At 71.1% G+C, this 19,957-nt stretch carries 23 protein-coding genes, 1 other RNA gene and 2 pseudogenes; 14 read left to right on the forward strand and 12 right to left on the reverse strand.

The window, feature by feature from the left end; translation table 11 throughout:
- The 3 genes and pseudogenes from Ade02nite_RS34340 to Ade02nite_RS34350 all read right to left on the reverse strand — a co-directional run.
- Nucleotides 1–242, reverse strand: a pseudogene (locus Ade02nite_RS34340) (HU family DNA-binding protein); the annotation flags it as partial.
- A gap of 90 nt (nucleotides 243–332) precedes the next feature.
- A complete protein-coding gene (locus Ade02nite_RS34345; protein WP_203772934.1) occupies nucleotides 333–539 on the reverse strand; it encodes a hypothetical protein in 207 nt (68 codons plus the stop codon).
- Nucleotides 540–681: 142 nt separating this feature from the next.
- Entirely contained in the window at nucleotides 682–1,704 is a 1,023-nt protein-coding gene (locus tag Ade02nite_RS34350) for an aspartate-semialdehyde dehydrogenase (RefSeq protein ID WP_203772936.1), read from the reverse strand.
- 112 nt (nucleotides 1,705–1,816) lie between these two features.
- On the opposite strand from Ade02nite_RS34350, the gene Ade02nite_RS34355 reads away from it, so the two are divergent.
- Entirely contained in the window at nucleotides 1,817–2,614 is a 798-nt protein-coding gene (locus tag Ade02nite_RS34355) for a class I SAM-dependent methyltransferase (protein WP_203772938.1), read from the forward strand.
- On the opposite strand, the gene Ade02nite_RS34360 is transcribed toward Ade02nite_RS34355, so the two are convergent.
- From Ade02nite_RS34360 to Ade02nite_RS34375, 4 genes are read right to left on the reverse strand one after another with little or no spacing between them, the layout of a single operon-like run.
- Nucleotides 2,611–3,216, reverse strand: coding sequence for a M15 family metallopeptidase (locus Ade02nite_RS34360; RefSeq protein ID WP_203772940.1), 606 nt, complete (start codon nucleotides 3,214–3,216; stop codon nucleotides 2,611–2,613). The genes Ade02nite_RS34355 and Ade02nite_RS34360 overlap by 4 nt on opposite strands.
- A gap of 42 nt (nucleotides 3,217–3,258) precedes the next feature.
- Nucleotides 3,259–3,849, reverse strand: coding sequence for a GTP cyclohydrolase II (locus Ade02nite_RS34365; RefSeq protein ID WP_203772942.1), 591 nt, complete (start codon nucleotides 3,847–3,849; stop codon nucleotides 3,259–3,261).
- A 32-nt stretch (nucleotides 3,850–3,881) separates the two neighbouring features.
- On the reverse strand, nucleotides 3,882–5,012 hold the full coding sequence (locus Ade02nite_RS34370) for an ABC transporter permease (RefSeq protein WP_203772944.1): 1,131 nt from the start codon (nucleotides 5,010–5,012) through the stop codon (nucleotides 3,882–3,884).
- Nucleotides 5,013–5,022: 10 nt separating this feature from the next.
- Entirely contained in the window at nucleotides 5,023–5,925 is a 903-nt protein-coding gene (locus tag Ade02nite_RS34375) for a LysR family transcriptional regulator (protein ID WP_203772972.1), read from the reverse strand.
- A 70-nt stretch (nucleotides 5,926–5,995) separates the two neighbouring features.
- On the opposite strand from Ade02nite_RS34375, the gene Ade02nite_RS34380 reads away from it, so the two are divergent.
- The 4 genes from Ade02nite_RS34380 (at nucleotide 5,996) to Ade02nite_RS34395 (ending at nucleotide 9,998) form a co-directional block, all read left to right on the forward strand.
- Nucleotides 5,996–7,201, forward strand: coding sequence for an MFS transporter (locus tag Ade02nite_RS34380; RefSeq protein WP_239169255.1), 1,206 nt, complete (start codon nucleotides 5,996–5,998; stop codon nucleotides 7,199–7,201).
- Nucleotides 7,202–7,260: 59 nt separating this feature from the next.
- On the forward strand, nucleotides 7,261–7,689 hold the full coding sequence (locus tag Ade02nite_RS34385) for a MarR family winged helix-turn-helix transcriptional regulator (protein ID WP_203772946.1): 429 nt from the start codon (nucleotides 7,261–7,263) through the stop codon (nucleotides 7,687–7,689).
- A gap of 328 nt (nucleotides 7,690–8,017) precedes the next feature.
- Nucleotides 8,018–9,076: a type I glyceraldehyde-3-phosphate dehydrogenase gene (locus Ade02nite_RS34390; RefSeq protein ID WP_203772948.1), complete on the forward strand. Its 1,059-nt coding sequence runs from the start codon at nucleotides 8,018–8,020 to the stop codon at nucleotides 9,074–9,076.
- Nucleotides 9,077–9,086: 10 nt separating this feature from the next.
- Nucleotides 9,087–9,998, forward strand: a complete 912-nt coding sequence (locus Ade02nite_RS34395) for a serine/threonine dehydratase (RefSeq protein WP_203772950.1) — start codon at nucleotides 9,087–9,089, stop codon at nucleotides 9,996–9,998.
- A 13-nt stretch (nucleotides 9,999–10,011) separates the two neighbouring features.
- Here the strand turns inward: Ade02nite_RS34395 and Ade02nite_RS34400 are convergent, their stop codons facing one another.
- Nucleotides 10,012–10,338: an ArsR/SmtB family transcription factor gene (locus Ade02nite_RS34400; protein ID WP_239169256.1), complete on the reverse strand. Its 327-nt coding sequence runs from the start codon at nucleotides 10,336–10,338 to the stop codon at nucleotides 10,012–10,014.
- Between the two features lie 98 nt (nucleotides 10,339–10,436).
- Here Ade02nite_RS34400 and Ade02nite_RS34405 point away from each other — a divergent pair, with 98 nt between their 5' ends.
- From Ade02nite_RS34405 to rnpB, 4 genes are all read left to right on the forward strand, one after another.
- Nucleotides 10,437–11,435 (forward strand): NADPH:quinone reductase, encoded by a 999-nt coding sequence (locus tag Ade02nite_RS34405; RefSeq protein WP_203772952.1) that lies wholly within the window; start codon nucleotides 10,437–10,439, stop codon nucleotides 11,433–11,435.
- A 60-nt stretch (nucleotides 11,436–11,495) separates the two neighbouring features.
- Complete coding sequence (locus Ade02nite_RS34410; protein WP_203772954.1) at nucleotides 11,496–11,927, forward strand: hypothetical protein; 432 nt, start codon at nucleotides 11,496–11,498, stop codon at nucleotides 11,925–11,927.
- Between the two features lie 21 nt (nucleotides 11,928–11,948).
- On the forward strand, nucleotides 11,949–12,713 hold the full coding sequence (locus Ade02nite_RS34415; RefSeq protein WP_203772956.1) for a sulfite exporter TauE/SafE family protein: 765 nt from the start codon (nucleotides 11,949–11,951) through the stop codon (nucleotides 12,711–12,713).
- Nucleotides 12,714–12,742: 29 nt separating this feature from the next.
- An RNA gene (gene rnpB / locus Ade02nite_RS34420) (RNase P RNA component class A) lies at nucleotides 12,743–13,144 on the forward strand.
- A gap of 4 nt (nucleotides 13,145–13,148) precedes the next feature.
- Here rnpB and Ade02nite_RS34425 read toward each other — a convergent pair.
- Entirely contained in the window at nucleotides 13,149–14,249 is a 1,101-nt protein-coding gene (locus Ade02nite_RS34425) for an epoxide hydrolase family protein (RefSeq protein WP_203772958.1), read from the reverse strand.
- A gap of 59 nt (nucleotides 14,250–14,308) precedes the next feature.
- Between Ade02nite_RS34425 and Ade02nite_RS34430 the strand changes: the two genes are divergently transcribed.
- Nucleotides 14,309–14,701, forward strand: a complete 393-nt coding sequence (locus Ade02nite_RS34430; protein WP_203772960.1) for a hypothetical protein — start codon at nucleotides 14,309–14,311, stop codon at nucleotides 14,699–14,701.
- A 55-nt stretch (nucleotides 14,702–14,756) separates the two neighbouring features.
- Here the strand turns inward: Ade02nite_RS34430 and Ade02nite_RS34435 are convergent, their stop codons facing one another.
- The gene (locus Ade02nite_RS34435) at nucleotides 14,757–15,536 is read right to left on the reverse strand and encodes a DinB family protein (RefSeq protein ID WP_203772962.1); all 780 of its coding nucleotides are present in this window, start codon (nucleotides 15,534–15,536) and stop codon (nucleotides 14,757–14,759) included.
- Between the two features lie 84 nt (nucleotides 15,537–15,620).
- Here Ade02nite_RS34435 and Ade02nite_RS34440 point away from each other — a divergent pair, with 84 nt between their 5' ends.
- Both Ade02nite_RS34440 and Ade02nite_RS34445 read left to right on the forward strand, forming a co-directional pair.
- On the forward strand, nucleotides 15,621–16,067 hold the full coding sequence (locus Ade02nite_RS34440; RefSeq protein WP_203772964.1) for a DUF4231 domain-containing protein: 447 nt from the start codon (nucleotides 15,621–15,623) through the stop codon (nucleotides 16,065–16,067).
- Nucleotides 16,064–16,936 carry an aminoglycoside phosphotransferase family protein gene (locus Ade02nite_RS34445; protein WP_203772966.1) on the forward strand — a complete coding sequence of 291 codons (873 nt, stop codon included), beginning with the start codon at nucleotides 16,064–16,066 and terminating at the stop codon, nucleotides 16,934–16,936. The genes Ade02nite_RS34440 and Ade02nite_RS34445 overlap by 4 nt, the downstream gene beginning before the upstream one ends.
- Here the strand turns inward: Ade02nite_RS34445 and Ade02nite_RS34450 are convergent.
- Nucleotides 16,913–18,064 (reverse strand): MFS transporter, encoded by a 1,152-nt coding sequence (locus tag Ade02nite_RS34450; protein WP_203772968.1) that lies wholly within the window; start codon nucleotides 18,062–18,064, stop codon nucleotides 16,913–16,915. The genes Ade02nite_RS34445 and Ade02nite_RS34450 overlap by 24 nt on opposite strands.
- Nucleotides 18,065–18,206: 142 nt before the next feature.
- Here Ade02nite_RS34450 and Ade02nite_RS34455 point away from each other — a divergent pair, with 142 nt between their 5' ends.
- Together Ade02nite_RS34455 and Ade02nite_RS50615 are read left to right on the forward strand one after the other, a co-directional pair.
- The gene (locus Ade02nite_RS34455) at nucleotides 18,207–18,593 is read left to right on the forward strand and encodes a VOC family protein (protein ID WP_239169257.1); all 387 of its coding nucleotides are present in this window, start codon (nucleotides 18,207–18,209) and stop codon (nucleotides 18,591–18,593) included.
- A gap of 94 nt (nucleotides 18,594–18,687) precedes the next feature.
- A pseudogene (locus Ade02nite_RS50615) lies at nucleotides 18,688–19,273 on the forward strand (transposase); the annotation flags it as partial.
- Between the two features lie 50 nt (nucleotides 19,274–19,323).
- On the opposite strand, the gene Ade02nite_RS34465 reads toward Ade02nite_RS50615, so the two are convergent.
- On the reverse strand, nucleotides 19,324–19,920 hold the full coding sequence (locus Ade02nite_RS34465; protein WP_203772970.1) for a class I SAM-dependent methyltransferase: 597 nt from the start codon (nucleotides 19,918–19,920) through the stop codon (nucleotides 19,324–19,326).
- Nucleotides 19,921–19,957: the final 37 nt, after the last annotated feature.

The raw sequence follows: 19,957 nt of genomic DNA on the forward strand, positions 1-19,957 counted from the left end.
GCCTTCGCGACCACAGTCGCCCCGGCCGCCGCCGCCTGCTTCGACGCCACGGGCTTGACCGCGCCGGCCTTCACGGCCGGCTTGGCCGCAGCGGTCGCCGCGGACGACTTCGCGGTCGCCGGCTTGGCAGTGCCGGCGGAGCGCGTCGCGGTGGACGACTTCGAGGCCGTTAACTGGGTCGATTTAGTGTTTTTGCCCGCTCTTGTGGCGAGATTGGTCGGGGCCTTTTTGGCAGCGGCCATCAGGGTGTTCCTCCTTGCGAATGACTGCGGGCTCGTCTCCGCCTGGAGACTGCGAAGATCCGGCTTGGACTCGGGGGCGTCGGCCGGCGTTTAGCTGACCTCCCCGGTCCAGCGGGCGTCCTCGGCATCCCACTCGGCATTGCGCTTCTCGACCGTCTCGAGAGCCCGCGTCGCTTCGTCAGCCGTGGCGTAGGGGCCGAGCCGATACTGGGCGGGACACACGTCCTCGCCGGTCTCGACCCGACTGTCGCGAAGGCACCAGAAGTAGCCGCCTCCGCCGGGCCCACTGTCGTTCATGCAATCACTCTGCACCTCAAACCGACCATCCGCCACCGATTCGGGCAAAAAGTCCTAGATTTCCACAATGGAGGATGAGGCATGCGCAACAAAAACCGCCCCGGCCGTAACCCGGCCGGGGCGGTCTCGAAGGAGCCGGAGATCAGAGCTCGGCGGCGACCAGCTCGGCCACCTGGACCGCGTTGAGCGCGGCGCCCTTGCGCAGGTTGTCGTTCGAGATGAAGAGCGCGAGACCGTTCTCCACCGTCTCGTCGGCGCGGATGCGGCCCACGTACGACGGGTCGCGGCCGGCCGCCTCGAGCGGGGTCGGCACGTCGGAGAGCTCCACGCCGGGCGCGGCCGCGAGCAGCTCGCGGGCGCGGCCGGGGCTGATCGGGCGCTCGAAGCGGGCGTTGATCTGGAGCGAGTGGCCGGTGAAGACCGGGACGCGGACGCAGGTGCCCGAGACCAGCAGCGACGGGATGCCGAGGATCTTGCGGCTCTCGTTGCGGAGCTTCTGCTCCTCGTCGGTCTCGCCGCGGCCGTCGTCGACGATCGAGCCGGCGAGCGGCAGCACGTTGAAGGCGATCGGCTTGGCGAACGAGCGCGGCTGGGGGAACTCCACGGCGGACCCGTCGAAGGTGAGCTCGGTGGCCCGGTCGGCGACCTTCTTGATCTGCTCGTCGAGCTCGGACACGCCGGCCAGACCGGCGCCGCCGACGGCCTGGTAGGTCGTGGCGACCAGCGCCACCAGCCCGGCCTCGTCGTGCAGCGGGCGCAGCACCGGCATCGCAGCCATGGTGGTGCAGTTGGGGTTGGCGATGATGCCCTTGGGACGGTGGCGCGCCGCTTCGGGGTTGACCTCGGAGACCACGAGCGGGACGTCGGGGTCCATCCGCCAGGCCGAGGAGTTGTCGACGACCACGGCGCCCGCCTCGGCGACGCGCGGAGCGTACTCCTTGGAACTGCCCTTGCCCGCGGAGAACAGGACGATGTCGAGACCGCTGTAGTCGGCGGTCGCCGCGTCCTCGACGGTCACCTCGCCGTCGCCCCACGCAAGCGTGCGGCCCGCGCTGCGTGCGGAGGCGAAAAGGCGGAGCTCTTCAACGGGGAAGGCACGCTCGGCCAGGATGCGCCGCATGACGCCGCCCACCTGTCCCGTCGCGCCCACAATGCCGATCCTCATGGCCACAAAAGTACGGCCTGACGTGCGTACGGAGAAATCAGTTACCCGTCACTGTTTCATTATGCGGGATTTTTGTCTCACATTGGGGGACGGCGGGCTTACCGTCGAAGGCATGGCGACGTACACCCACGGTCATCACGAATCGGTCTTGCGCTCACACCGCTGGCGCACCGCAGAGAATTCGGCGGCGTACCTGCTGCCGCACGTTTCCTCCGGCGCGACGGTCCTGGACATCGGCTGCGGCCCCGGCACCATCACCGCCGACCTGGCGGCGCTCGTCACACCGGGCCGGGTGACCGCCCTGGAGGTCAAGGAGGAGGCGCTCGAGCTGGCCCGCGCCGAGATCACCCGGCGCGGCCTCACGAACGTCGACTTCGCGGCCGGCGACGTCCACGCCCTCGACATCCCCGACGGCACGTACGACGTTGTGCACGCCCACCAGGTGCTCCAGCACGTGGGCGACCCGGTGGCCGCGCTGCGCGAGATGGCCCGCGTCACCAAGCCCGGCGGTGTCGTCGCCGTACGGGACAGTGACTACAAGGCCTTCGCCTGGTTCCCGGAGCTGCCCGAGCTCGACGAGTGGATGGATCTCTACCAGCGCGTGGCCCGCGGCAACGGGGGCGAGCCCGACGCCGGCCGCCGCCTGCTCGCCTGGGCGCACGCCGCCGGCCTCACCGACGTCACGGCGACCTCGAGCACGTGGTGCTTCGCCACCCAGCCCGACCGCGACTGGTGGGGCGGCATGTGGGCCGACCGCGTCCTGCAGTCGGAGATGGCCGCGACCGCCCTGGCCACCGGCGCGGCGACCGAGGCCGGCCTCGGCCGCATCTCAGCGGCGTGGCGCACGTGGGCGGCCGCACCGGACGGCTGGATGTCCCTGCTGCACGGCGAGCTGATCGTCAGGGTCTAAGCGGTCTTGGGCTTGTAGGCCCAGTGCCACGGCTCGCGGGGCACGTTCTCGACGAAGCCGTACCGGTCGGCGTTCTTGCGCATCCACGCCTGCGCCTTGGCGTCCAGGTCGAGGTCGGTGGCCATGCCCCAGCCGTGTTCGCTGGTGCCGGGCTTGGCCGCCAGGCCGCCCTGTGAGTAGAGGCCCTTGCGGCGGGCGAGGTCGACCTGCTCCTCGTACGGGCGGTAGGAGTCCGTGATGCCGATGGTCACGCCGTCGCGCTTGGCGTCGGCGATCATGCGGTTCAGGTCCTGGGCGGCCGGCGCCCACAGTTTGTGGCGGGTGTTGCCGACCTGTTCGAGCGCGTTCGCCGGGATCTTGCCGTTGCCGTAGGCGGCCAGCTCGGTCGGGATGCCCTTGCTGTTGAGGGTGTACGAGCGCCCGGCCGCGCCGGTGGTGCCGGACATCGCCTCCTGGAGCTTGGCCGCGAAGTCGTCGCCGGCCGCGCCGGGCTGGGCCGTCGCCGGCTGGGCCTGCGCGGTCTTGGCGGCCTGCTGCGTCTGGAGCGCGATCATCCGGCTCTGGATGTCCGCGATGCGCGAGTTCACTCTCTCGATCCCCACGCACTCCTGTTCGGCACCGGGCCGGAAACCTGAGCGCCCTCCCTAAAGTCGGATGGTGTGGCGGGTGTGGTCGATCTTGGCCTGGAGGTAGCGCAGGTTGGCGGGCGTCGCGTGCACCCCAGTCGGGAGCACCCGGCGCACGGCGATGTCGTGATCGCGCAGTTGGCGGGCCTTGTCGGGGTTGTTGGTCACCAGGTCGATCTCGGCGGCGCCCAGGTCGGCGAGCATCTGGGCGGCGGCGGTGTAGTCGCGTTCGTCGTCGCCGTGCCCGAGTGCGCGGTTGGCGGCGTACGTGTCGAGGCCCTGATCCTGCAGCGCGTAGGCGTCGAGCTTGGCGTAGAGGCCGATGCCGCGACCCTCCTGGCGCAGGTAGAGCAGGTAGCCGCCGGACTCGGCGATCCGCTCGACGGCCTCGCGCAGCTGGGGACCGCAGTCGCAGCGCTCGGAGCCGAAGACGTCGCCGGTGAGGCATTCCGAGTGCAGGCGCACCAGCGGCACCTCGGACGGCCCGTCGAAGAAGAGCGCGAGGTGCTCCTTGCCGTCGGCGAGCCCGGTGAAGGTGATCACCTCGGCGGTGGCGGCGAAGCCGTCGGGGAAGCGGAGCGGGACGCGGACCCTGGTGCGTACGGACATGCCGCGTTCGATCGGACGCGGCGGCGGCCGGTTTAGATGTTGACGGGCTCCCGGCGCTCGGAGCCCTCGAGGCGCTCCACCAGCTCCAGTTCGACCTCGGAGGTGCTGTTCTTCCGGTTCGGCAGCATGTTGGTGATCAGCACGATCAGCGCGCCGATGCCGGCGTAGAGGCCGAGCACGATCAGGTGCTGCCGGATCTCGGCGCCGGGGAAGTACAGGTTGTCGCGTACGGCCTGCACGCCCGCGCCGGTGGGCAGGTTCTCGCCGAGGACCCGGCCGAACGCGGGCAGGAACTCGGGCAGGATGCTGGCGCCGGAGATGACCGTGCCGAGCGTGAAGTACATGGCGCCGATGAGCGCGCCGGGCGGCCCGAGCAGGGCGACCGCGCCGGCGGTGGAGGCCGTGATCGCCAGGGAGATCAGCGAGAAGATCGCGAGCATCTCGCCGCGGTCCGCGGTGGTGCCGACGCCGAACCAGGTCATCGACCAGAGGATCACGGCGGCGGAGGCGATGGCGTAGACGGCGAGGATGCTGACGTGGGCGATGCCCCGGCGCCACGATCTCTTCGTGCGGGGGATGAGCCGGCCCAGGCCCATCGACGCGACAGTGCCGCCGAGCGCGAGCGCCTGGGTGAGGTAGCCCAGCGAGACGCCGTTGACGTCGTCGTCGGGCAGCGGCACCACGTCGGTGACCGGCGGCGGCGAGTTGAGCTCCTGCGCCTGCGAGACCGGCATCGTCTCGCCGTCCTCGGCGAGCTCGGCCAGGGCGGCGGCCGTCCGCTGCTGCACGACCGTGGTGAAGGTCGTCTTGAGCAGCGTGGAGGCGGAGACGCCGGCGGCGCTGGCGACGTAGAGGTGCGGCTCGGTGCCGGTGATGTCGACGCCGCCGTACACGTCCCGGCGCTTGATCGCGATCTCCAGGTCGTCGGCGGTCGCGTAGTCGGTCACCTTGAAGTAGTTGTTCTCGGTCAGCAGGCTGACCACCGAGGCACGCTGACTCGCGGGCGCGACGAGGCCGACGGGGACGTGGTGCGGCTGGGCCTTGTGGCCCATGCCGAGGTAGTACGCCGTGAGCCCGAGCTGCACGAGAACGCCGATGACGCAGACGGCCAGCGCGAACCGCCGGAACTGCAGCACCGACTCGGCCTGTGGTTCTTCCGCCATATGCGTAGCTTTACGGACGAAACGCCTTCGTGGGACCGTTTCGGTCGATCAGGGTGAGCAGGGCTCGCGTTGCCGCGCTGGGCCGGCGCAGCGCGGGTGTCGCGATGCCGAGCGGCCAGACCAGGTCGGCGCCGCGCACCCGCTTGATGATCAGGCCGCTCTTGTCGAGCACGGCGAACTGCGGGACGATCGCCACGCCCAGCCCCTCGCGCACGAAGTCGGCCGCGCTGCTGATGTCGGTGACCTCGATGGCGACCTGGCGCTGCACCCCGGCGGCCGCGAACGCCCGGTCGACCACGATGCGGTTGCCGTAACCGGCCGGGAAGTCGACGAAGGCCTCCCCCGCCAGGTCCGCGATGCGCACCTCGCCCGCGGTGGCCAGCCGGTGCTCGATCGGCAGCACCAGGTCGAGCGGGCGGTCGTCGACCTGGTGCAGCCGTACGCCGGCCGGCGGGCGCCCGGGCCACGAGACGAAGGCGAGGTCGAGCCCGCCGTCGGCGAGCTGCTCGACGAGGCCGACCGAGCCGCGCGGCGAGACGCTGAGCCGCAAGGTGACCCCCGGGTGCCGGCGGTGGAACTCGCCGAGCAGGCCGGCCATGTCGATCAGCGGGATGGACGTGAGGGTGCCCACCCGGATCGTGCCGCGCAGCCCGCCGCGCACCTCGTCGACGGCGTCGCGGGCGGCCTGCGCGGCCTCCAGCGCGGCCCGGGCGCGCGGCAGCAGCGCCTGTCCCGCATCGGTCAGCTCGACCCGCTTCGACGTGCGTTCCAGCAGCTTGGCGCCGAGCTCGTGCTCCAGGGCCTTGATCACCGCCGAGACGCCGGACTGCACCACGTGCAGCCGGGCGGCGGCCCGGGTGAAGTTGCGCTCCTCGGCGACGGCGACGAAGTACTCGAAGTGCCGCAGTTCCATCACGGATCCTGATGGTACTCAGCAGGGATCATCGTTGGACTTGATGCTTGGCCCGGCGCACTCTCGGCTCATGACCGTGATGACCAAGCCCGCCCCCACCGGTGCTCCCACCGGGTCGGCCCGCCACGGCGCCGCCTTCTGGCTGGTCGCCGTCGTGTATCTCGTGGCGCTCGCGTTCTCGACGATCCCCGCGCCGCTCTATCCGCTCTACCAGGCCGCCGACGGCTTCTCCTCGTTCACCGTCACGGTCGTCTTCGCCGTCTACGCGGTCGGCGTGATCGTCGCGCTGCTGCTCGCCGGCCACATCTCCGACTGGGTCGGCCGGCGGCGCGTGCTGCTGCCCGCCCTGGCGCTGGAGATCGCCGCCGGGGTGCTCTTCCTCGCCTGGCCGTCGCTGACCGGGCTTCTCCTCGCCCGCTTCCTGACCGGCCTCGGCGTCGGCATGCTCACCGCGACCGCCACCGCGTACCTGCTCGAACTGCACACCGCACACCGGCCGCGGGCGGCCGGCACGCGCTTCGAGGTCGTCTCGGCGGCGGCCAACCTGGGCGGGCTCGGCGCGGGCACGCTGGTCGCGGGCTTCCTCGCGCAGTTCGTCACGGCGCCTTTGCGTACGCCGTACGTCGTCTTCCTGGTCCTGCTGGCCCTCAGCGTCGTCGCCGTGCTGAGCGTGCCCGAGACGGTGACCGCGCCGGCCGTGCGCCCGAAGTACCGGCCGCAGCGGGTGCGCCTCAGCGGTGCGTCCCTGGTCGCGGCGGCGGGCGCGTTCACGGCGTTCGCGGTCTTCGGGCTCTTCACCTCGCTGGCGCCGGGCTTCGTGGCCGCCGGGCTGCACCACCCGAGCCGGCTGCTCGCCGGGTTCACCGCCTTCCTGGTCTTCGGCGCGGGCGCGGCGGCCCAGTCGGCGGCGGGCCTGCTGCCGGCCGCCAAGCGCTTCTCGATCGGCCTGGCGGCGCAGGCGAGCGGCCTGGTCGTGCTGGCCGCGGGCATGGTGGCCACCTCGCTGTGGATCTTCCTCGCCGGCGGCGCGATCGCCGGAGCGGGCGCCGGGATCCTCTTCAAGTCGGCGGTCGGCAGGATCGCCGCGGCCGCCCCGGCGGCGGAGCGGGGCGCGGCCCTGGCGGGGTTGTTCCTGGTCGGGTACGCGGGACTGACCGTGCCGGTGCTGGGCCTCGGGGTGGCCACGCTCTTCGTCGCCTCGACCACGGCGATGCTCTGGTTCAGCGTTCTGCTGCTGGCCGGCCTGGGCGCGATCGCCGCGGCTTCCCGGCGCTGACGAAGCCGTACGACGCTTGGGGTGGCAATGGTTTGCGCCCCAAGCGTTAGGCTTGACGGGTGTCCGACGACCCTTTGGAACTCGAGCGCCAGGTCTGCTTCGCGCTCGCGGTCGCCTCGCGCAGCGTCATCGGCCTCTACCGGCCGCTGCTCGAGCCGATGAACCTCACCCATCCGCAATATCTGGTGATGCTCGCGCTGTGGCAGCACGCGCCGCTGTCGGTGCGCGACATCAGCCGCCTGCTCCAGCTCGACCCGGGCACACTCTCGCCGCTGCTGAAGCGGCTCGAGGCGGTCGGGTACATCACCCGCCGGCGCGACCCGGCCGACGAGCGCAGCCTCGCCGTCGAACTGACCGAGAAAGGCCGCGCCCTGCGGGCCGAGGCGGAAAAGATCCCACCCGCGATCGTCGCCCGGCTGGGCATGCCGATCGAGGAGCTGGAGTCGTTGCACACGGCACTCACGCGGGTGATTGCGGCCACTCGCTGATCGAAGGCGGAATACCGTAGGGACGCGGTCCCGGTTGAAATTCTCGGAACCGTTTTCCACGCGTTCTCCGGGTGGCCGATGGCCGAATTGCGCATCGTTCATCCGGAAGGCGCACCGAGCATCGCGAAGACCATTAGGAGGTTCGCAGCGCGATGGCCCTCCCCCACCAGGTCTTATGTGGATCAACTACACCGTGTGACGCATCGTCCGTTGACGTGCAAGTTGCACGACTTTTAGTGTCGAGGGCGTGACTGCGGGTGCAAACCGGGTATCCACCGGCGTTCGCAGGGCACGCCACAGCTAGATCAGAGCGGCCGAGGAGCCTTCGATGACTGTCACGATCGGCATCAATGGATTCGGTCGGATCGGCCGCAGCATCACCCGCATAGTCGCCGCATCACCCGATCCGGGAATATCAATTGCGGCGGTAAATGACCTTGCCTCCACCGAGAAAATGGCCTACGGGCTGCGCCGGGACAGCATTCGTGGCGCATTTCCGGGCACCGTCACGGCCCGCGCCGATCACCTCGTCGTCAATGACCACGCGATCCGCGCGTTCCATCATGAACGGCCCGAGCGCATTCCGTGGGCGGACGCCGGAGTCGACGTCGTCATCGAGGCGACCGGCCGCTTCCGGGCCGGCAGCACGGCACGCACCCACATCACCCACGGCGGCGCCCGCAAGGTCGTGATCAGCGCCTCGGCGGACAGCCCCGACGCCTTCCTGATGGTCGGCGCCAACCAGGACTCGTACGACCCGGACCAGCACGACGTGGTCTCCCCCGGCTCGTGCGGCGTGAACGCTCTCACGGTGATGGCGAAGGTGCTGCTCGACCGCTTCGGGCTGCGCGCGGTCAACTCGACAGTGGTGCTCGCCACCCAGGGCTGGCAGAAGCCGCAGGACACCTTCATCGGCACGTCGCGCGACGACCCGCGCCTCGGCCGGGCCACCGGCGACAGCATCATCCCGCACAACTACGTGGTCGGTGACCTCGTGCGGGTGGCGCTGCCGGAGATCGGCGAGATGCGGTACAGCTACTACGTCGTGCCCACCCCGATCGGGTCGCTCGCCGAGCTGTCCGGGCAGACCAGCGGGCCGGTCACCATCGAGGAGGTCAACCGGGCGATGGCCGAGGCCGCCGCCGGGCCGCTGCGCGGCGTGCTGGCGTACGACCCCGACCCGACCGTCTCGATCGACGTGAAGAACAACCCGGCGTCGTGCCTGTTCGACCCGTCCGGCACCCAGACGACAGCGGACGGCGGGGTGAAGGTGCGCGGCTGGTTCGACAACGAGTGGGGCTTCTCCAACCGCCTGCTCGACATAGCGCGCCTCGTGGGTGAACGCTCACCCGTCGCTTCCCGGCGGGTCAGCTGGAGCATCGCCTAGGCTCAGAGCGATGATCAACGTTCATGACGTACGGGCGGCGGCGTCGCTGATCGGCGCGCGCGTGCGGCGTACCCCCGTCCTGCGGGTCTCGCCGTCGATGTGGCTCAAGCTCGAGCACACCCAGCACGCCGGCTCGTTCAAGACCCGCGGCATGGTCAACCGGATCCTCGCCGCGGGCACCGTGCCCGGCGCGGGCATCATCGCCGCCTCCGGTGGCAACGCGGGCCTGGCCGCCGCCCACGCCGCGCGCGAGCTGGGCATCGCGGCCACGGTCTTCGTCCCGTTGACCGCCCCGGCGGTGAAGGTCGCGAAGCTCGGCAAGCTGGGCGCCCGCGTGACCCAGGTCGGCAACGAGTACGCGGAGGCCTACGCCGCCGCCGTCACCGAGGCCGAGGCGTCCGGCGCGCTGTTCTGCCACGCCTACGACGACCCGAACATGGTCGCGGGCAACGGCACGATCGGCCTGGAGCTGCTCGACCAGATCCCCGGCGGCTTCGACACGGTGCTCGTGGCCGTCGGCGGCGGTGGGCTGCTCGGCGGCATGATCGCGGCGCTGTCCCCGGCGGTGAAGATCGTCGCGGTGGAGCCGGTGACTTCGTCGGCCCTGCACGCGGCCCTGGAAGCCGGGGAGCCGGTGGACGTCCCGGTGTCGGGCGTGGCGGCGGACTCGCTGGGCGCACGCCGGGTGGGGCAGATCGGGTTCGAGCTGGCCCGCGCGGCGGGCGTGCCGTCGGTGCTCGTGGACGACCAGGCGATCATCGAAGCCCGACGGGGGCTGTGGGACGACTACCGGCTGGCGGTGGAGCACGGGACCGCGGCGGCCTTTGCGGCGCTGACCTCGGGGGCTTACACGCCGGCGGACGGCGAGCGCGTCGTGGTGCTGGTGTGCGGCGCCAACACCAACCCGGCCGACCTGGCCTGACCGCTCGCCCGCCTCAGGTGGCCGCGCGGCCGTCCCCGCGCAGCAGGGCCAGCAGCCCGGGAAAGCGCCGCTCCACATCGTCGTAGCGAAGCATGACCAGCCGGCGGACGCCGTCGACGCGGGTACGGATCAGGCCGGCATCGCGCAGCACCTTGATGTGGTGCGACAGCGTCGACTTGCCGATGGTGACGCCGGTGCTCCTGACCACATCGCTGCCGCAGGCCCAGTCGCCGGCGGCGTCGAACGCGCGCACGAGCGTGAGCCGCACCGGGTCGGCGAGCGCGCTGAGCACGACGTCGATCGTCACGGTCTCGATGGCGGGTTCGATCACCTCGGTCACGGGACGAAGCCTAGTCCGATCTTGCCGAAAGTTCGATTCTCGTCGTACTGTTCGACGCGGATCGAACAGTACGACGCGGATCGACCCTAGGACGGATCATGAAGGCGATCATCTTTCGCGACCACGGCGGCCCCGAAGTCCTCCAGCTCGTCGAGCGCGACCGGCCGGGCCCCGGGCCCGGCGAGGTCCGCGTGCGGGTTGCCGTGTCGGGGGTCAACCCGGCCGACGGGCAGGCCCGCTCCGGCATCGGCCACCGCCGGCCGTTCCCCGAGATCACCCCGCACCTCGACGGCGCCGGCGTGGTGGACGCCGTCGGCGACGGTGTCGACCCGAGCCGGATCGGCCGGCGGGTGTGGCTGTACATGGCCGCCGCCGGGCGGCCCACCGGCACCGCCGCCGAGTTCACCGTCGTGCCCGCCGACCAGGCCGTCCCGCTGCCCGACGAGGCCGGCTTCGATGTCGGAGCGTCGCTCGGCGTCCCCGCGCTCACCGCGCACCGCGCGCTCACCGTCGCCGAGGACGGGCCACGCCGCCTGCACCCCGGCGCCCTCGACGGCCGGGTGGTGCTCGCGGCCGGCGGGGCCGGCGCGGTCGGGCACGCGGTCATCCAGCTCGCCCGATGGGCCGGAGCCACCGTGATCGCCACGGTCAGCGGCCCGGAGAAGGCAGAGCTGGCCGCGGCGGCCGGAGCCCACCACACGATCAACTATCGCGAGGGCGACCCGGCCGCCGCCATCCGGGCGATCGCCCCCGACGGCGCCGACATCGTCGCCGAGGTGGCGCTGGGGGCGAACCTGGCTCTGGACCTGGCCGTGCTGCGCACACGCGGCACGATCGCGACGTACGCCAACGAGGGCGGACGCGCGGTCGAGCTGAACGTAGGGCAGACCATGGTCCGCAACGCGCGCCTGCAATTCCTCGTGCTCTACACGGCCGGCCCCCGGGCCCGCGCCGCGGCCGTCCGCGACGGCGCCCTGCCCGTCGGCGAGGAGCACGGCCTGCCGCTGCTGCGCTTCCCGCTGCACCGCACCGCCGACGCACACCGAGCGATGGAGGCCGGCGCGGTCGGCAAGGTTCTCGTGGACGTCGCACCCTGAGACCAAAACCCGACATTTACCCTTTGCCGGTTTTGCCGAGAAACCGCCGATACTGACTCGATGACCGTTGCCGCGCACCCGCTCGACCGGACCAGCTGGACCGAGGCCGACTACCACCGCATGGGCTGGCACGACAGCCGCGTCCACGCGCTCAGCCTCACCGGCGAACCGCGGATCCGGCTGCTGCTCGACCTCGACTACGTGATGCGGCACGACAACGGAACCTTCTGGGTCGCCCCCGCCACCCTGGTCTTCGAGCGGCCGTGGGGCATCGCCGGCGGTTTCGGCCCCCTGTCCGAGCCGCTCGACATCGCCGACATCCACCGGCTGCCGTCGCCCGACGGTCATCCCGAGCCGGTGTGGCACGTCGAGGGGCACAACTTCGCCTTCGAGCTGCGGGCGGCCGGATATCGCCAGCACCTGCGGCGCCCTCCCGCCCCCGTACCGTCGCCGGCCCTGACCTGGGAGGAGCGCGGCGGCGTCGGCTTCTGAGCAGCGTAGATTCACCGCATCATGGATGTCGCGCATATCTTCCTGCTGATCGCCGCCGGGGTGGCCGCCGGCGGGGTCAACGCGATCGCCGGCGGCGGCTCGCTCATCACGTTCCCGAGCCTGATAGCCGTCGGCCTGCCCCCGGTCCCCGCCAACGTCACCAACTCGATATCGGTCTTCCCCGGATACGTGTCGAGCGTCGCCGCCAGCCGCGCCGACCTGTCCGGCCAGGGCCACCGCCTGCGGGTCATCGTCCCGGCGACGGTCCTCGGGTCGATCGGCGGATGCGCGCTGCTCCTGCTCACACCCGAGCGGGCGTTCGAGCTGGTCGTGCCGTTCCTGGTCCTGGGCGCCGCCGCCGTGCTCGCCTTCCAGCAGCGCCTGCGCGGCCTGGTCGGCCACCCGCGGCACCTCTCCCCGCGGCGCGCCGCCGTCACGCTCCAGCTGGTCGCCTTCGCCGGCGCGGTCTACGGCGGCTACTTCGGCGCCGCCCTCGGCGTCATGTACGTGGCCGCGCTCGCCCTGATCCTCGACGAGCCGCTCAACCGGATCAACGCCCTCAAGAACGTCCTCTCCGCCGTCGTGGGCCTGGTCACGCTGCTGGTCTTCGCCGTCTTCGGCCCCGTCAACTGGACCGCCGTGCTCGTGCTGGCCCCCGCCACCGTGGTCGGCGGCTACTTCGGCGCCAAGCTCGCCCAGCGCCTCCCGGCCCCCGTCCTCCGGGCTCTGATCGTCACCTTCGGTACGGTGATCGGCCTGATCCTCCTATACCGAGCGCTGGTATGACCGTCCCGTACGATGGTCCCTGCGACGGACGAGTCGGCTGGGCGGCCGCGTCGGCGCCCTTCGAGGCGTCGCCGAGGAACGTCCGGACTCCGCAGAGCAGGGTGGTTGTTAACGGCAACCCGGGGCGACCCGCGGGACAGTGCCACAGAGAACAGACCGCCGGCCCTCCCGGGCCGGTAAGGGTGAAACGGTGAGGTAAGAGCTCACCAGCACCCCGGGTGACCGGGGTGGCTAGGTAAACCCCACCCGGAGCAAGGCCAAGCAAGGCCGAAGCCGCGAGGCCGAGGCCGGCGCAGGCGTTCGAGGGCTGCTCGCCCGAGCCTGCGGGTAGGCCGCAAGAGCCTGCCGGCAACGGCAGGCCGAGATGGATGGCCGCCACCGGCGACGCAAGTCACCGGCCACAGAATCCGGCGTACAGGCCGACTCGTCCGTCGCTTATGCCTCCCGCAGGGGACGGAAGGCCTCGCGCAGCTCGGCCGCGAAGAGGTCCGGCTCCTCCCAGGCCGCGAAATGGCCGCCCCGCTCCGCCTCGTGGAAGTAGGTCAGGGTCGGATAGACGGCCTCGACCCAGCTGCGCGGAGCGGCCCACAACTCGCCCGGGAACGTGGTGAAGGCGACCGGGATCGAGATCGGCGGGGGTGGGCCGGCCGCGGCCCGGGTGGCGCGGCCGAACTCCCAGTACCAGCGGGCGGCTGAGGCGCCCGTACCGGTGAGCCAATAGAGGGTGATGTTGTCGAGGATGGTGTCCCGGGTGAGGCCGCCGACGGGCTGCTTGTCGGTGAAGGCCTGCGCGATCTTGTAGTAGCTGTCGGTGTCGTGGTCGAGCATCCAGGCGGCCAGGGCGACCGGCGAGTCCAGCAGGGCGTAGCCGATGGTCTGCGGGCGGGTGGACTGCTCCAGGAAATACGCGAACCCGTCCGTGGCGAAGGCGGTGACGGCGTCGCGGGCCGCGCGTTCCTGCTCGGTCTCGGCCGGCAGCTGGTCCTTCAGGTCGAGGGCGGGGGCGAGCAGACTCAGGTGTACGCCGAGCAGGCCCGCCGGCGCCTGCCGGGCCATCGCGTCGGTGACCGCGGCCCCCACGTCGCCGCCCTGTGCCACGTAGCGCTGGTAGCCGAGGCGGTCCATCAGCGTCGCCCACGCGCGGGCGATGCGGCCGTTCTCCCAGCCCAGCTCGGCCGGCTCGCCGGAGAAGCCGTAGCCGGGCAGCGACGGCAGCACGAGATGGAAGGCGTCGGCGGCCGACGGCGGGTCGGTGAGCGGGCCGGCGGCGCCCAGCAGTTCGACGATCGAGCCCGGCCAGCCGTGGGTCATCAGGAGCGGCAGGGCGTTCTCGTGCCGGGAGCGCACGTGCACGAAGTGGATCCGGACGCCGTCGATCTCGGTGGTGTACTGCGGCAGCGCGTTCAGCCTCGCCTCGAAGGCACGCCAGTCGTGGTCCGTCGTCCAGTAGCGGGCCAGCTGGGCATGTTCGCCACCTGCCGGGGTCGGAGAGGTCGGTCGCGCCCATCGTCGCGCGTGGCCCCGTCCGTACCTCATCCCTCACGGATGAAAGCACTTGTCACCCGTCAAGCAGTTCGCCTCTAGGCTTGGCGGTCATGATCGACCGCCTGACTCACCGCTGGCAGCGAGAGATCGCCGACCAGCAGGCCGCCGTGGCCGCCGGCACCCTCTCCCCCGACGAGGCGTACGCCGCCCAGATCTACCCGCCGGAGTTCATCGCCGCCGTCGACGCCGCGATGGCCCGCTACGAGGCCGCCGTCACGGTCCCGGCCCCGAGCGACGAGGCCATCTGGTCCGCGATCGAGGAGCTGACCGAGGCCGTGAACGAGGCCGACGAGGAGACCGGCACCATCGACACCATCATCCGCGAGGACCTGAGCCAATACCTCGACGACGTCCTCACCGCCGCCGGCGTCGACGTGGAGGCCCTGGCCACCCGCCGGGGCACCGACCCCGCCGACCTGGCCGGCGAATGGCGCGAGTGGTAGAGCCGCCCGTCCGACGGCTCACGAACCACCGGCAGAGGCCGGCGACCCGGTGGGCTCATCCGGTGCGGGCCTGGAGGATCGCGAGGTCGCGCTCGGCGTAGCGGCGGTGCTCCCATTCCTCGTTGAGGACCGTCAACAGGCATTCTCGTACGGGGAAAGCCTCACCCGCGGGCGGCCAGCCCGGACCGTCGACGGGTGTGGTGTCGGCCTTCAGCTGGTCGTCGGTGAGTTGCTCGATGACGCGGCGGACCGTGGCCATGCGGTCGTGGCGGAAGGCGAGCACCTCGTCGAGGGAGGGGCGGGCCTGCCGGTCGCGCGGGACGCCGGGGGTGTCGGGCATGCCGTCCCAGGGCAGCGACAGCGGATGCCACGGGGACGGGTCGCCGAGGATGGCGCGGTGCACCCACGATTCCGAGGCGAAGGCCAGGTGCCGCAGCGTCTCGATGAACGACCACTCGTTGTCGACCGATTCGTGCAGTTGCACGGCGGGCAGGCGGCGCGCCCGTTCGACGGTCTCCGCCCAGCGGGTCTCGACGAGATCCCACGCCTCGCGAAAACCGGCCGGGTCACTGGGCCGCATCTTGACCCGCTCCGGGTCGAGGCGGTCCCTCTCGGCCACCACGTACGGCGCCACGTCCACCCCGTTGATGACCAGGCTCTCGATCTCACCGTTGATGTCGACCTTGCCGAAGTAGACGCCACGCATGACGACGTCGTAAAAGTTGGTGTCCCGGAACCGCGCCCCGGCGAAGTCGACGTCCCACACGTCCGCACCGGCGAGATTCACGTGCTTGAAGCGGGATCCGCGGAGGTCGGCCCCTTCGAAGTCAGCCATGGTGGCACGCTAATCCCGATTCCGGACGAAAGGCTTCCGCCAGCGGTGAATCCGGGAGTTGATCGACGATGGATACTGATGCGCATGACCCAGGGAAACGACGACGTCAGCGCCGCCGAGGTCTATCGCGTCGCTCGGGAGCGGTACCAGAAGTACGCGAGGACGGCCCGCCGGTCGTACCAGGTGTCGGAAACGCTCCTGATTGTCATCGCGGCCTCGATCCCGGCGAGCGTGGCCTTCACCGATGACGCTCGCGTGCCGGCCGTCCTCGGTGGGCTCGTCGTGGTGCTCACCGGGCTGCGGACGCTTTTCCGGTGGCACGACAACTGGATCCGGTACATCGAGACGCTGGTCCAGCTCGAGGCGGAGTGGGCGCGTTTCCGGCACCAGCTCGGCGATTACGCCGGCGCCGGCCGGGAGGCCGCTTTCGTTCAGGCGGTGAAGCAGATCGAGCTGTCCGAGACGCAGGGCTGGGTGGGGCTGCGGCGCACCGCGCAGGAGGCTCGCGAGATCACCGCCGCGCAGCAGTGAGCTTCCGGCGCAACATCGTCGAGAACTGGGGCGAGGACGGGCGTCGGTGGCTCGACGGCCTGCCCCGGCTGGTCGAGGAGATCGCCGCCGAGTGGGACCTCGTCGTCGACGAGCCGCATGCGATGACCTTTCACTGGGTGGCATCGGTGAAGCCGGCAGCCGTCCTCAAGCTCGGCGTCCCCGACGGGCACCTCGGCGCCGAGGCGGAGGCGCTGCGGATCTTCGACGGGGACGGCGCGGTGCGGCTGCTCGCCGAGGACCAGAGCCGTGGCGCCTTGTTGATCGAGAGGGCCTTTCCCGGTACGCCGGTCGCCCAGCTCGACGACGACGCGGCCGGTACCGCGGTGCTCGCCGATGCGTTTGCGAGGCTGCACCGCGTACCGCCGGAAAAATGCACCCTGCCGCACCTGCGCACGTTGCGTGGGGGATTCGGGCGTTATCTGAGGCGATATCCCGGGGACGGGCCGATCCCGCGGCGCATGGTGGAGCGGGCGGCCGAGCTCTTCGACGACCTGTGCGCGGACGCGCCGCGCGAGACGGTGCTGCACGGCGACCTGCACCACGGCAACGTGCTGCGCGCCGAGCGGGAACCCTGGCTGGCGATCGACCCGTCGCCGCTGGTCGGCGACCCGGGCTACGACTGCGGCGCGATGCTCTACAACCCCGATCCGGAGCGGCGCGATCCGGCGCTGCTGGACCTGGTCGCGGCGCGGGTGGAGCGGCTGTCCGAGATCGAGCCCCTCGACCGCGTGGTGGCCTGGGGCTTCGTGATGGGCGTGCTGTCCGAGGTGTGGACGGTCGAGGCGTCCGGCCGGGTGCGCAGCCGGGCGCTCGACGTGGCCGCCCTACTGGAGCCGCGCCTCCGCTGACCGGACCCGCAGGACCTGCGCGCCCAGGGTCATGATGATCATGAGCCCGACGATGACGGCGAACGAGACCGTCAGCGACGACAGGTGCGCGATGCCGCCGATGATGCCGGGGGCGATCAGGCCGCTTCCGTACGCGACGCCGGCCACCCCGGCGATGCCCTTGCCGGGGCTGCTTTCCGTGCGGGCGGCAGCCGCGAACACGAGCGGCACCACCACCGCGATGCCGATGCCGAGCAGGCCGAAGCCGGCGATCACCAGCGCGATCGGCTCGGCGAGCACGACGGTCAGGGCGCCCACTGTCGCGCACACCCCCGAGATCCGTACGGTGGTCACCGGCCCGAGCCGGCGCACGACCCAGTCCCCGCCGAAACGGGCCGCGGCCATGCACACCGAGAAGATCGACACGGTGGCGGCGGCCGTGGCCGCGGGATGGTCGAGCAGGTCGCGCACGTAGACGGCCGCCCAGTCGAGGCTGGCGCCCTCGGCGAAGACCGCGCAGAGCCCGATCAGGCCGATCGGCAGCACCTGGCCGGTGGGCAGCGCGAACGCGGGCGGCTCCGCGAGGCCCGGCTCCGGCCGGTGCGGGATCAGCCACATCGACGCGGCGAGCACGACGGCCACCAGGGCGACCACGGTGACCAGGAAGTGCACGGGCGCGGACACCCCCGCGCGGGCGGCGAACGCGGCCACCGCCGAGCCGGCGAGACCGCCGACGCTCCACCAGCCGTGGAAGCCGGACATCACCGAGCGGCCGTAGCGCTCCTCGACCAGGACGGCGTGCGCGTTCATGGCCACGTCGGCGACGCCGGCCGCCGCCCCGTACGCGATGAGGCAGAGGCAGAGCAGCCACAACGAGGTGGGCAGGGCCGGCAGCAGGAGGGCCGCACACCAGCAGAGCATCAGCACGCGTACGAGGGACCGAAGGTCGAACCGATGCACGAGCCGCCCCGACAGCGGCATCGCGAGCAGCGCACCCACCCCCGGCATGAGCAGCGCCAGCCCGAGCCCGCCCGGCCCGACCCCCACATGATCGGCCACCCAGGGCACCCGCGCCGCGAACGTCCCGGTGACCGCCCCATGCGCCGCAAAGATCGCCGACGTCGCGACCCGTGCCCTTCTCTCGATCATGTGGTGACCCTAGCGAGGGACTGCATAATGCATTCGAGGCCGGGCGGCGAATTGATGACCATCACAGCGGAACCGGTCGCGCCGCCAGCCGTTTCTCCGATTGAATATTGGGACGGATCGCATAAACAGACAGGAGTCGGTTGTGCCGCTCAGGAGCCGGAAGCACTGGTGGGGTGTCACCCTGGACGCGCCGGACGGCATCGAGCTGGGACGCTTCTACTCGCGGCTGCTCGGCTGGAAGTTCTTCCCCGCGGACAACGGTCTCGGCGGGGCGGTCGCGCCGTCCGAGGACGCCGGCTACAACCTCGGCTTCCAGACCGAGAAGCACTACGTGCGCCCGGTGTGGCCCGCCGAGCCGGGCAAGCCGCAGATGTCGATGCACCTGGAGATCGAGGTCGACGATCTCGAGGAGGCGGTGGCCCACGCGGTGTCGGTGGGCGCGCAGGAGGCGGCCTACCAGCCCCAGGCGACGGTACGGGTGATGCTCGACCCGGCCGGGCACCCGTTCTGCCTCTACACCGACGACTAAGCGCCTGGTCAGAAGTTCTGTACGTAACTCACTCGGAATGAGGGACGTAGCAACACACCGAACTGGTTACCGCCCTGCGCGGCCCTGGCGCACCGAACAAGCCCGCTGGTCCCGACCCCGCCTGATCGCCAAAAGCGACCCCGACCACGACCAGATCTGCGCCGGCATCCGCGACCAGATCACCGCCCTACCAGCCGGATCAGTCGTGCTCGCCGAAGACGAAACCCATCTCGACCTACTCGCCCGCGTCCGCTCCTGCTGGATGCCGCACGGGATCCGCCACCAGATCATGACGCCCGGCACAAACGTTCGCCGCACCATCCACGGCGCGATCAACCTGACCACCGGCCGAACCCACCACATCTCGGTAAAGAACGTTTCCGTGGTGTTCTGCTACTTCCTGCAACAGCTGCTCGACGCCTACCCGAACACCCCAACGGTCGCGGTGATCTGCGACAACGGCATCACCCAGCAATGGCTCGACGAACATCCCCGGCTGCCGCTGATCCGCGGCGCCCGCTACAGCCCCCAGGACAACCCCGTCGAACGGATCTGGGCCGCGCTCAAACACCACATCGCAAACACCGCCCCGGCGACCATGGCCGACCGAGGTCCGCCAAACCCACACCTTCTTCCAACACCGCACCAACACTCAAAACCTCACCACCGCCGCGCCCTGAACCTCACCCCGGCTCCCACCGGGATACTGACAAAACTTCTGGCCAGGCGCTTAGGGCGCAAATCGAAAGAGGCGCGTGCCCGGGACCGGCGTCGACGGCTCCACCACCAGCCGATGCGTGCCCACCCGAAACTTGGCGTCGTCCGGAGCCGTGAACTCCACCTCAGCGAACCCCGATCCCGCGAAGCACTCCCGCACGAACGCCGCCCCCGCCGAGCCCGCCCGGGTCCACACCACCTGTCCTCCGGCGGCCAGCAGGCTGGGCAGCGCCGCCACGGTCCGGCGGATGTCGTCGTCCGATATGTTCCCGAAGACGCCGCACGCGAGCACGATGTCGGCGGGGACGCCGGACAGGTACGCGTCGATCATGCCCGCGTCCTCACGGCGGACGACGACGTCGGCGAGACCTGACCGCTCGGCCCGCGCCGCCAGCGCCGGATCCAGCTCGACCAGGACGGCGCGGGCGCCGGCGGGCAGCAGCGGCAGCACGTCGCGGCCGTCGCCCGCGCACATGCTGATCAGGCGGACGGGATGGGGCGCCGCCGCCAGAGCTCTGGCGATGTGGTCCCGCACCACCGTCAGGCGGCGGGCCAGCGACGACCCCGGGATGTCGTAGTCCTCGTGCCAGGCGATCCAGTCCTTCGTCATGTGGGCACTATGGACGAAAGCGCCGCGCCCCTGGGGG

The organism is Paractinoplanes deccanensis (genome assembly GCF_016862115.1).
GTDB lineage: Bacteria > Actinomycetota > Actinomycetes > Mycobacteriales > Micromonosporaceae > Actinoplanes > Actinoplanes deccanensis.